At 48.3% G+C, this 11,790-nt stretch carries 10 protein-coding genes and 1 tRNA gene; 7 read left to right on the top strand and 4 right to left on the bottom strand.

The window, feature by feature from the left end; all coding sequences use genetic code 11:
* Nucleotides 1-128: 128 nt before the first annotated feature.
* Together EL633_RS10660 and EL633_RS10655 are read right to left on the bottom strand one after the other, a co-directional pair.
* On the bottom strand, nucleotides 129-401 hold the full coding sequence (locus tag EL633_RS10660; protein ID WP_126627157.1) for a hypothetical protein: 273 nt from the start codon (nucleotides 399-401) through the stop codon (nucleotides 129-131).
* Between the two features lie 180 nt (nucleotides 402-581).
* Entirely contained in the window at nucleotides 582-1,889 is a 1,308-nt protein-coding gene (locus EL633_RS10655) for a serine/threonine protein kinase (RefSeq protein ID WP_126627156.1), read from the bottom strand.
* Nucleotides 1,890-2,194: 305 nt separating this feature from the next.
* Here EL633_RS10655 and EL633_RS10650 point away from each other — a divergent pair, with 305 nt between their 5' ends.
* The 5 genes from EL633_RS10650 to EL633_RS10630 all read left to right on the top strand — a co-directional run bounded on the left by EL633_RS10650 (nucleotide 2,195) and on the right by EL633_RS10630 (nucleotide 8,169).
* On the top strand, nucleotides 2,195-2,965 hold the full coding sequence (locus EL633_RS10650; RefSeq protein WP_126627155.1) for a pentapeptide repeat-containing protein: 771 nt from the start codon (nucleotides 2,195-2,197) through the stop codon (nucleotides 2,963-2,965).
* A 194-nt stretch (nucleotides 2,966-3,159) separates the two neighbouring features.
* Entirely contained in the window at nucleotides 3,160-3,837 is a 678-nt protein-coding gene (locus EL633_RS10645) for a response regulator (protein WP_126627154.1), read from the top strand.
* A complete protein-coding gene (locus EL633_RS10640; protein WP_126627153.1) occupies nucleotides 3,834-5,366 on the top strand; it encodes a sensor histidine kinase in 1,533 nt (510 codons plus the stop codon). Before EL633_RS10645 ends, EL633_RS10640 begins: the two co-directional genes overlap by 4 nt.
* Before the next feature lie 309 nt (nucleotides 5,367-5,675).
* Nucleotides 5,676-7,103, top strand: a complete 1,428-nt coding sequence (locus tag EL633_RS10635) for an amidase (protein WP_126627152.1) — start codon at nucleotides 5,676-5,678, stop codon at nucleotides 7,101-7,103.
* 205 nt (nucleotides 7,104-7,308) lie between these two features.
* Nucleotides 7,309-8,169 (top strand): DUF2785 domain-containing protein, encoded by an 861-nt coding sequence (locus tag EL633_RS10630; protein WP_126627151.1) that lies wholly within the window; start codon nucleotides 7,309-7,311, stop codon nucleotides 8,167-8,169.
* An 88-nt stretch (nucleotides 8,170-8,257) separates the two neighbouring features.
* On the opposite strand, the gene EL633_RS10625 is transcribed toward EL633_RS10630, so the two are convergent.
* The gene (locus tag EL633_RS10625; protein WP_246039117.1) at nucleotides 8,258-8,623 is read right to left on the bottom strand and encodes a response regulator; all 366 of its coding nucleotides are present in this window, start codon (nucleotides 8,621-8,623) and stop codon (nucleotides 8,258-8,260) included.
* A gap of 374 nt (nucleotides 8,624-8,997) precedes the next feature.
* Between EL633_RS10625 and EL633_RS10620 the strand changes: the two genes are divergently transcribed.
* A tRNA-Thr gene (locus tag EL633_RS10620) sits at nucleotides 8,998-9,069 on the top strand.
* Nucleotides 9,070-9,174: 105 nt separating this feature from the next.
* Here the strand turns inward: EL633_RS10620 and EL633_RS10615 are convergent.
* Complete coding sequence (locus tag EL633_RS10615; RefSeq protein ID WP_246039116.1) at nucleotides 9,175-10,398, bottom strand: sialate O-acetylesterase; 1,224 nt, start codon at nucleotides 10,396-10,398, stop codon at nucleotides 9,175-9,177.
* Nucleotides 10,399-10,731: 333 nt separating this feature from the next.
* Here EL633_RS10615 and EL633_RS10610 point away from each other — a divergent pair, with 333 nt between their 5' ends.
* A complete protein-coding gene (locus EL633_RS10610) occupies nucleotides 10,732-11,535 on the top strand; it encodes a hypothetical protein (RefSeq protein ID WP_126627149.1) in 804 nt (267 codons plus the stop codon).
* Nucleotides 11,536-11,790: the final 255 nt, after the last annotated feature.

Below are 11,790 nucleotides of genomic sequence, written 5' to 3'. Positions count from 1 at the left end.
ATGTAAAGTGTCACACCAGAGTGGGCGAGCTCGCAAGCAAGAAAGCAAATATATCCTTGCTTCGGGCCCGCTATGGTATTGACGCAACTAGCTTACATGGCTAATGAGATACACAAATATGAGCGCAACTAGCGCGCATTGGGAGCATCAAGGATCAGGTGACGAGCATGCGAAACCAGTTCATCACGTCTGGAGAGCACATCTGCCGTCACTACCTGTCCAACTTCTAGCCGCGATAAAAAGTCGACCTCTTCATAACATATCTGTACTAATTGATTATACAAATCCTCTGTGTACGATTGCAGCTCTGCCTGCATAACTACCGATGTTGATAGTTCGGATAAGGGCTTGAGCTGCCGTTGAATCTCCGTAACTAACTGCCTAACGGTTTTTTCCTCCATCACATGCCTCCAGGTTATGGTACTAATCGTCCTTCACTCGTTAAACGTGTACTTCTACTATAATACAAACATCGCGCAGGCTATTCTAAGAAAGCTAGAGTAGTTATATTCGCATAATAACATATAACCAGATGCCTTGCGACGATGTTTTGACATAACGTCTTTTTTTTTATGCTGTTTTTACAATGAATAGTTCACTGGTCCTCCTCTCGTTGCAGTGAAATGTAGTGGGATTTGTTTGCCGTATTTGTCAATTGGCCATAGGTTGTTGGGATGGATGTTTTGGGGGTTGACGGATGGCGTGCCTATGGCTGGTGTCGGATGTATAGGGGGTCCACTGTGTCCTGATGTTAACAGGGGCCAGATCCAGAGGATCATTAGTGGGATAAGTGCCAGGAGCAGTAGGAAAAAGATGCCTGAAACGATGCGCCCAGATGCTGGACGGGCTTCGGGTTGTGCTCCTGAGTAACGTGCAATTGTCGCGGGCAATACGGCGGTACTTAATTGTGATTGTTTGAGTCGAGGGGAAATAGCGGGTTTGGGCATCCCCCCAGCGCTCCGTACTGGTTTAGGAGCGGCGGACAGGATCTCTTTGGCTGTACCTTTAGCGGACTCAGTTTGTCCTTGACCATCTTTGTCCCGTACGATTGCTTGCATTAATGCATAGAGAAAATCAATCGGACGCTGGTAGCGCTGTCCCGCATCTTTTTCTAGCGCACGCAGGACAACCGCTTCAAGGGCAGCAGAAACGTCAGGGTGTTGCTGACATAATGGATCTGGCTGCTCATAGAGATGCATTGTCATTACACCAATGGCCGTATCAGCCACAAAAGGCACATGGCCCGTCAATAGCTCGTACAGCACAATTCCCATGCTATAGATATCGCTGGCCGGTACCGCCTTACCCTGGATCTGTTCAGGTGACATATATTGGGGGGTGCCCATAATACTATTGGTATGTGACTCAAAGGCGGAAAATGCATCGCCGTCCCCTTCGTCTGGTAGCACTTTAACCAGGCCAAAATCTGATAGGACCAGCGATTGATCGGCTTTAAATAACATATTATCCGGCTTGATATCGCGATGGATCAAGCCACGATCATGAGCATATTGCAGGGCACGTAAAATAGGCGCCAATAGATCCAGCGCATGCGGGGGGGAAAGCGGCTGTTGCGAGCGTAAATAATTACGTAATGAGCCAGCCGAAAGATATGGCATTGCGAAATAGGCCATCCCATTATAGCGTCCATATTCATAGACCGTTAAAATATTGGGATGCTCAAGCTGAGCCACAATCTGTGCCTCACGCTCAAAGCGCCGCAGAAAAGTATCCTGGACATCGTCTCTAGCCTTGAAAACCTTGAGCGCGACCTCACGATTCAGATAGCTGTCCAGCGCCAGAAAGACCGTTGCCATGCCACCACGACCAATAAGCCTTGTAATCCGATAATGCCCCAGACTCTGTCCGACCATTTCACCTGACCCCATGCAATCCACTCCGTTCTATGATCGAGCATAACCCATTCCAACATCACTTCCCCAGTCCTTCAGAGATGGCAAGTCGACATAAGGTAACTGCACCACACACGTACCTGTCACAGCATAATAAATGTACAGAGTAGTTCTTCCCTTTAAATAGTAGCATGACTTTCAAGGACAAGCAATATTTTATAGGAGCAGAGTCCAGATGTAGCTAAATATAGAGGTAGCGTCTACCTTTTTTTACGCTAATTTTACTATTCACTGGTAATGGTTTAGTATTCTTATCTATGATATAGAGGGAGGAGCCAATTATGAAAGATATGTCTTCGGATGAGATTGATGAGGAACAGCGACTGAAAGATGCGCAAGTGCTAGCTCCTGAGCCGCAATCCAGGGAGGGATGGTGGAACAGGATATGGCTACCTTTGCTGCTGCTACTGCTGGTGTGTGCGGGCTTTTTGCTGATCACATGGGCACAGGCTCAGAACGCACAGATGATCAGCCAGCAAACGCAAAATACCCTCTTGCATGTAGCTGGTGAGCAGCAGCAGGAGAGCATCGTGCTGAATTACATTAATAAGATCTCTGATCTGCTGGTACATGATCAATTGTTGAATAAGCGCAATCATGCTGATCCACAGAAAATAGCCGCAGATGCTTTGACACGGGATGCCTTTAGTCACCTGGATTCTGAACATAAAGGGAGGATGATGCGCTTTATCTATACGACAAAGCTGATCAACAACGATAGTGTGGTGCTGGATATGCAGAGCGTAGATGTGAGTAAGGCTCAAATGGATACGATCGATCTGCGGGACACACATCTGGTCGGGGCGAATATCAGTGGATCGGATCTTCATGGGGCTAATCTGAGTGATGCGATCCTGACATTTACTGATCTCTCACATACCAATTTGGTAAAAGCCGATTTACACGCCTGCGATATGCATAATACCAATCTCACAGGTGCCAATCTGGCAGGCGCAAATTTACGGGATGTGGTCGGATTATCCCAGACACAACTTGCCTCGGTCAAATCGCTGGCAGGTGCAACCATGCCAGATGGCAGTGTCCATAAATAAATGATCCGAAAGGACTGGTTGTTAGAAAACTTCATCGTTAACTCATATTTCTCTGATATTATAGTAGATATCATCACAAAGAAGAGAGGAAGAAACGCCGTTCCTGTGCCGCAACAAAGCACGCATGGTGCTGGTTCAGCATCCTGTCAGGCGCGTTCGCCCATGTCATCATCAGCTCTATGAAGGAGTCTCGCGTGCGTATCTTAGTTGTCGAAGATCATCCTACACTGGGGACTGATCTTAAACGGGGTTTAGAGAACAGTCACTATAGCGTTGACCTTGTGACTACAGGTATCGAAGCCCTGAATATTGGCAGTACAAATGCATACAATCTCTTTATCCTGGATGTCTTATTACCCGGCCTCAATGGCTGGGAACTGTGTCAGCAATTACGCGAGCGCGACATCACAGCCCCGATTCTTTTCCTCACGGCGTTAAATAAAGTAGACCAGCGTATCAAGGGTTTGGATATGGGTGCGGATGACTACCTGACTAAACCCTTTGCCTTTCAGGAACTTGAGGCACGTGTCCGTGCGTTATTACGGCGGGATAATGCTCCTCAGGCTCCTATCCTGCGCTTTATGGATATCTCAATAGATACACGCACACACGAAGTCAAGCGCGGTGAGCGTAGCCTGACCTTATCCAGTAAAGAATATGCGCTACTAGACTTTTTGCTACGCCATCCGCGCCATGTATTAAGTCGCACCATGATCGCCGAACATGTCTGGGATTATGATGCCGACCATCTCTCCAATGTGATCGATGTGTATATCCGCTATTTGCGTACAAAGCTGTGTGCGGAAGGAGAACCAGATGTCATTCATACTATCCGTGGCGCTGGTTATCAGTTAAAGGAGCCAGTAAAATGAATGTATTGAAACGGCCATTCTGGCCCCTCGGGATCCGCTTACAACTCACGCTCTGGTTTACCTGCATCTTCGGACTACTCCTCTTGAGCGCCAGTGTATTCCTGTATAAACATCTACAAACATCAATGGCGGGTAGCCTGGATAGCGCCCTGCAAAGTCGCGCCGAACAGATCGCCGGCGAGATCTATCTGGAGGATGGCAGGATACAGATGCATGAGTCAGTTGGCGATCTACCCGGCTTTGATCACGAGGTTGATAAAGGTCCTATCCCATATGACCACGTGAATGATAATATTCTGGTTCGTATTTTTGATGCCCATGGCAAACCGTATCGCACAACGCCAGCGTTTCGCACGCTAAGTGTACCAAAAAATAGTATCAACCAGACCTTAACGGGCGAACCATGGCAGGGTACGGTTAAAAGTAATGATGGCAAACAAGATGCACGTATTTATAGTCGTACCATCACAAAAGATGGTCAATTGATCGCGGTAGTACAGGTCGGCCAATTTCTAGGTGAACTACAAGATACATTGCATCATATCGCGAAAGAATTACTGGCGATGGGTGTAATCGTGCTCCTTTTTAGCGCGCTCGGTAGCTACTGGCTGGCATCACGCGCCTTTGCTCCCATCCATAACTTGATTCGCACCGCCCGGTCCATTAAAGAGGGAGATCTCCATCAACGCGTACCGGTCCCCAAAGCGCGCGATGAGGTGCACTTCCTGGCCGTCACCCTCAACGAAATGATCGAGAGTCTAGAAGCGGTCTTTTCACGCCAGCGCCGCTTCGTGGCCGATGCCTCGCATGAACTGCGTACGCCTGTGGCCGTCATTCGCAGCACAACCGATGTCGCCTTACTCCATGCCAGCACCCAGGAAGAATATGTCAGCGTCCTACGCAATGTCAACATGGAATCAGAGCGCCTGGGGCGCCTGATCAATGACCTGCTGGCCCTGGCCCGTGGTGATGAGGGGAAAACCAAACTGGAGCGCGAACCCGTACGCCTGGATCAGATGGCGGATATGGTCGCGGCCAACGCCGAGATGCTGGCCGAAGAACGCAATATTACGATTTATCGCGGCCAGTTACGGCCGACGGTCGTCATGGGTGACGAAACACGACTCATCCAGATGGTCATGAATTTATTGGATAATGCTATCGCCTACACGAATGCCGGTGGCTCAGTTACGTTGAGCGTAACCAACGACAGCAGACAGGCCATTATTACCATCAAAGATACAGGCATCGGCATTGGACCCGAACATCTACCACACATCTTTGAACGCTTCTACCGCGCCGATCCAGCCCGTATCCGCGATGGTGGTAGTAGTAGCGGAATTGGCCTGGCCATTGTAGAATGGACGGTCCAGGCCCATCAAGGCACCATAACCGTGGATAGTCAGCCCGGTCAGGGGAGTACCTTCACTATCGCGTTACCTACGACCCCTGACATCCAGCCGCAAAAAAGCCTGGTCGCCGCCGGGAAATCCAGCCACAGCATAAGCTCGGCCAAACATAGTATATAGCTTCTCATAGCGCATAGGGGCTTTACAAACTGATACAATAGAGCATACAAAATATATTGTATCAACTAACTGAGTGTATATGGCTTCCATCCCAATGGGAGTGGTGAGTTTTCTGCCAGCCTGGGGAGCGCAGGCGCCCCCCAGGCATGTTTCATGATGTGGTGCAGAAATAGCGCGAATGCGCTATTTCTGCACCACATCATGAAACATGCAGGTTCCCGTCAGGGAACGAGTGTGGGATAGGATTCATACACACACTAAGCATTGCATAAGCACACGATAAATTAAGCGAAAAGAGAGTGAAGCGCTATGCCCTATACATCCATACGTGAAGCGGCCGATGAGATTCATTCAGGTCTGATTACGCCAGTGGAGCTTGTGTTAGAGACACTAGAACAGATTGACGCGGTAGACGATGAGATTCAGGCCTATGTGACTGTATTGCGTGAGCAGGCCCTCAAGGATGCCGATCAGGCTGAGCGCGAGCTTCGTACCGGCCTGTATCGCGGTCCACTCCATGGCATACCAATCGCAATTAAAGATTTGATCGCAGTCAAAGGCTTTCCTACTACAGCCAGTTCCAAAGTGTTGGAGCACAATATTTCAACCGAGGATGCAATGGTGGTGGAACAATTGCGCAAAGCGGGCGCAATTATCATTGGAAAAACAAATACCTTTGAGTTTGCTTATGGACCATATGCGCCGCCAACTCGCAATCCCTGGAATCATACACGGACCACTGGAGGATCCAGTGGCGGTTCAGCGGCTGCGGTTGCGACCGGCATGAGCCTGGGTGCCATCGGCACAGATACAGGTGGCTCGATCCGTATTCCGGCAGCCTGCTGTGGTATGACTGGCCTGAAGCCAACCTATGGCCGTGTCAGTTGCTATGGGGTTGTTCCACTTAGCTGGTCGTTGGACCACGTGGGTCCGATTGGACGTAGCGCCGAGGACTGCGCCATCATCTTTGATGCCATTGTGAAATATGATCCACGTGATCCCAATAGTGTTTCAGGACCACCAACCTCACCAAATCGCTCGACCAGTACGTTAATTGAGGGTGTCGAGGGTCGTGGACCATTGTCTCTACAGGGGCTGCGCCTGGGTATTCCTCAGGACGCCTTTGTGGATCCACTTGATCCAGAGGTACGCATGGCCTGGCGGGCCGCCTGCCGGGTCCTGGAAGAGGAGGGAGCCGAGATCGTGAATGTGGAGTTGCCACGGCCAACCATGGAACTCTATCGCACGATCCAGAAGCCTGAGGCGACCCTGGCCCATACCCAGAAGGGCTGGTATCCCGCTAAAAGTGAGCTGTATACTGACCTGGTACGCACCCGACTCCAGGAAGGTGAGCAGATCTCGGCTGTGGCCTATCTGGATGCCCAGCAGGAACGGCGCGTCCTCTCTAGCCGACTGCGCAGTATTATGCAACGTGTCGATGCTTTTATACTGCCAACCATCCCGATACCAGCGATTCCGCTGGAGCAAGCGGGCAAAACGGTCGAGATAGATGGCATCACAGAAGAAGCGGCCGGCGCCTACTTGCGTCTCACCATGCCATTCAGCTTATCTGGCCTGCCTGCGGTCTCTTTTCCCGCCGGATTTAATCACCAGCAACTCCCTATCGGCCTACAGGTAGTTGGTAAAGCCTTTGAAGAAGCGACGGTCCTACGTATCGCCCATGCCTATCAGCAGCTAACCGACTGGCATCAACGCGAACTACCAGCTCAGGCTTAAAACATACCAGCAAAGGAGAGGATGGCATGGGCCATTCCTCTCCTTATTCATACTGATAGAAAATATACTTATTCCCCATAGACCAACCGATAATAACCGTAGCATGTCTCTCCATCCTGTTTCTCCAAATAGTAACAATTCTGTCACCATCCGCCGTTCCTGGCCCGTATGTAATGTGGGAGCGTGGTATTAATAAGGAGCCTTCATGCAAGACATACAACAAGCACAGGATAAAGAATTTTTACAGGCGATTGCGAACAACGATTATGAGCTACCAGAGGAGACCGATGCCTTCGCCTTTGCGCAAGCCCTCTTGCCTAATTTTGCCTCGGCAGATCCAGAATTACGCGACGAACTGAGCTATACGATTCTAGCTCGGGGTCTGATTGTAACCCAGAAACTTACTACGGAACAGTTACAATCACTACTTACAATCACGACCGATAACGAGCACTTATTCTATAATATCGGCGAACGCGGGACGGACAGCGTTTTTATGCGCAGCTTTTCGTGCCTGATCATCGCCTCTATACTCTTTAATGACGCACTCAATCCACAATTTCCGGCCTCGACCATCGTCAACGCTAAAGAAAAACTCATGCATTATGCGCAACAAGAGAAGGATTGGCGTGGATATGTCGATAATAAAGGCTGGGCACACGCCATGGCCCATCTCGCCGATGCCCTGGATGAGTGCGCGCAACATCCACACATGTCTACGCAAGATCGTCAGGAGATCCTGATTGCTACGAGCAAACTTGCGACCCTGCCCGCACCACTCTACCACGAAGAAGATATCCGGCTCGCAAAAATTCCACATCACATCATTCTGGGCCATCAAGTGGAGGATAGCTTTATCGAAAAATGGTTAGAGATGTGCGCCGTCTCACGCGAACTCGACGTTGTTAGCTGGACACGCATCACCAATTCTAAGAACGTTCTGCGTAGCCTCTACTTCTTATTACACTGGGACAACGTGGCGCCACTGGTCTCTGAGCGCATTTCAGCGACGCTCTACAAATTAGATGAGATCTACCTGGAAAAGAAAGCCGACGACGAACAGTAAAGCCAACCAGATAAAATACATACAAAAAAAGGATGTCCAATCATTGACATCCTTTTTCAGCTTGATAACATAATTATCATCTTATCCATTATGCAGAACGTTCTAGCAAATCTTCTACTGTATCCAATAATTCATCCAACTCAAAAGGTTTCGCCAGACCGATCAGATCGCGCTTACCCACCTCTTTTTCCGGCATATCCGCGCTCATCAAAATAGTGGGCACATTAGCCATAGCAGCCATAGCATGGACACGATCGAAAAGCTCGATGCCATCCATATATGGCAAGAGATAGTCAGTAATCACCAGACAGGGTTTAAGCGTACACATAACCCTTAGCGCCTGTAAGCCGTCGGTCACCAGAATGGTAGTATAAGCGGTTTCTTGTGATAGAGCATCAACAAGTAAAGAGCCAATACTATCATCGTCTTCGACAACTAGAATTGTTTTAGACATTATATTTTCATCCATCTGGAGTGATTCTTGTAATTTTTGCATGACAGGCCTCCCCCCAACACTGTAAACTATACTAATTTTTCTTCCAATAGAATAGAATACGGCCAGAAAGAAGGCATAGTTTCGTGAAAGGGGCCTATTTATATTAATTTTGACTTAGGAATAAATCACCGAATCTTAGTAACAAATAAATCAAGCTCATCACAACCATATATGGCATACTCTAAAATGACGAGATTAAAAAAGGGACACAAATAGGTAGCACAGTAGAAAAACCACAGAATTAGATTGTCAAAAATTGCTCAGAAAAAAGTGTTGACAACTCATACATGAGGGTGTATACTGCTTTCTGTGGTCGAGAGACTACAACACCAGCCGAAGTAGCTCAGTGGTAGAGCAACGGTTTTGTAAACCGTCGGTCGTCAGTTCAATCCTGACCTTCGGCTCTTTTTTTTGCCCTTTTTTAGCTTGCTTGATAGACAGAAAAAGGAGACCTTGCGTTGATGAACGTAAGGTCTCTTTGTTTTTTAATGGTATAGTGCTTATTTTCTCTAGAGTTTCCAGGGGCCGGAGGCTGGAATGGCAGCGTCCGCGCCATCGGTGATGTTGCAGTATGGATTGTGGCCCCAGCCATACCAGAGAGAGGTTTCCGCTGGCAGTTCAGTTACGATCAGGTGCAAGGTTGCGGTGTCGCCTTCTACGGTGATTTTATGGATCAAGGGCAGTTCTTCCCCGTTGCTATTGCGTAGGGTAAAGCCGCTTGGACGCCCGATTGCATGCAGGCCACCACGTACCGGTCGATAGGTGATGTGAATGCGCGATTGCTCAAGCTCTGGCGTTATTGTCAGGATATCGGGTGTGCGCTGACCATCGACAAGATCGGCCAGACGGCGGCCGAGGCGCTTGAGTCCCTGGGTCCCGACATGAATCAGATCATCCAGTTCGAGGTCAATGGCCGATACCATGGCGATACCAGGTTGCGCGTTTTGCAGGATACGCTGGGACTCACGGATACTATTCCAGTTGTGTGGCGTGCCCTCACAAATAAAACGACCAAGCTGCACATAATAAAATGGCAGTGTAGCTGAATCGAGATCGCTTCTCAAGGACTGAATCAGGGTGTGCATACGCTGTTGATAGAGCTCCCTAGCTGTCGGGTCGCAGTCGCTCTCGCCCTGATACCAGAGTACGCCGGCAACTCTTCCACCGACTGCTTTGACGCGCTCGCACAATGCTCCGTAGAGTGAAGCACTACCTTGATCACGCAGTTGTGGGTCCCATTGTTCCATAGATGTACCACCATGGGCAGATGGGATCAGGCCAACGGGTACACCTGTACGCGCATAACGCTCTTTCGCAAAGGTCAATCCCAGTCCGGAGCCTTTGGCTCGCTGGGGGTCACGCTGAAGCGACTGCTCCACACGATCACGTCCCCACAGCTTATGATGGACAAGACGGGGCGACTCTTCCAACCAGTGAAGCGGCTCTTCTGCTTGCGCCCACTGCTCTCGTGATTGAAATGAATGCACATATGGCGATGGCTTCTCTACATCGACCAGATCGCCGATTCCCTCCATATTACTCTGTCCGGCCAGCACCCAGATATCGCCTACCAGGACATCATGGGCATCGCCAATGGTATAAGGACCACCTACAGCCAGTTCCAGCACTTCATCGTTTGCCGTCTGGATACGCGCCTTATTATCAGCATCGCGCTGTAACACTTGATAGCTCTGCACGCTAGTATACATTGTTCCCTCAATATCATGTGTCATCAAATAAAAAATACCATCTCAACAAAGAGATATCAGTATTTTACTGCAATAAAATAAAGATAACATATCGAATCGAGGCTATACATAAAATTTGGATGTATATAAAGTCTATTAATTGGATACTTCACATGTAACTTTGCTGCATGTCTTATGTTCTTACTCTTATGTTAGCAATCTTATCTTCCACCTATGGGTGTGCTGGCAAAAATGCATGTCTCTCAATCAAATGCTATAGCTAGACAAAAATACGCATAATATATTATACTGCCACAGTAATTGAAATTTTGTTCTACTTGAAACATGTACACGTTATCATAACGGAGAAGAAATACCATGGATCAAGACAAGTTGTATACATTGGCTTTACGTTTAGCATTTCATTCATTTATGCCAGATACAAAGGAGCCCCAATTGCTTGTGGGAAGCCTGCCTGACCCACTACCGGTTCCTCTACCTCTTCTTGAAGCGTCTACTATCGTAGGGTCAGTGGTTAACAGTCCTAACTTGATGCAAATTCTACTGGATGTGCTACGTTCCCCTGAAGAGGTCCGTGATTTTTATCAACGTGAATTACCTGTGGCAGGCTGGTCCATACCAGAAGAGCTCTCTGGAGGACAAGGTGGTTTTACTCACGGTGGTCGTGGCTCCAATTATTTGAATTACAACTACCATCAATGGAGTCTTAACATCCTGATGTCACTCACTTCATCCAATAATACAGATGTACGTCTCCGACTCGATAAAGATAAGAACGCTCATAGACAACGGCTAATGCACAGGCGTGTGCCAGACCTGTTCTCTATCTTTCCTGTCCTCACCCCACCAGCGGGCGCTTCCCAGGAAAATGGTGGCGGCGGTAGTAGTAATGGCGTTAGTGTGTCTACCAATGCAACATTAAAGCTTCAACAAGAGATGGGTATTGATAGTGTAGACAATCATTACGCAGATCAATTACGACAAGCAGGCTGGCAGAAAATCAGCGATGAGCAGGCTACGCATTCAGCATGGAGTAGCTGGCAGTTTCAAGATAAAGATGGCGAGCAGTGGAGTGCAATATTTTACCTTTTTCAACTGGCTGAGCAGCCCCTCAACTATCAACTCCATCTAAGGGCCGATATAAAAGATATAGACGAATAAGAACTATACATACGATCTAACACCCACCTGAGATATTAAATGCCAGCGTATGTTATACGCCATCTCAGGCGGGTGTTGCCGGCTAACCAGTATCATGATATCGCCAGAAGAAATTTTATATTCTCTTACGTAGAAAATAATGATAGAACAAAGCTACGACTATAAATACTGGTAGATACAATAGCATATGTAACAAGTCATTAAAGACTTGTGCCTGAGTCTTGCCTGTTCCTATGGCGATACCAAAATACAGTA

This window comes from Dictyobacter alpinus, assembly GCF_003967575.1.
In the GTDB taxonomy this organism is placed as follows: Bacteria; Chloroflexota; Ktedonobacteria; order Ktedonobacterales; family Ktedonobacteraceae; genus Dictyobacter; species Dictyobacter alpinus.
The sequence above is the reverse complement of the archived record's forward strand: the minus strand, read 5'-3'. Positions and strand labels throughout refer to the sequence as shown.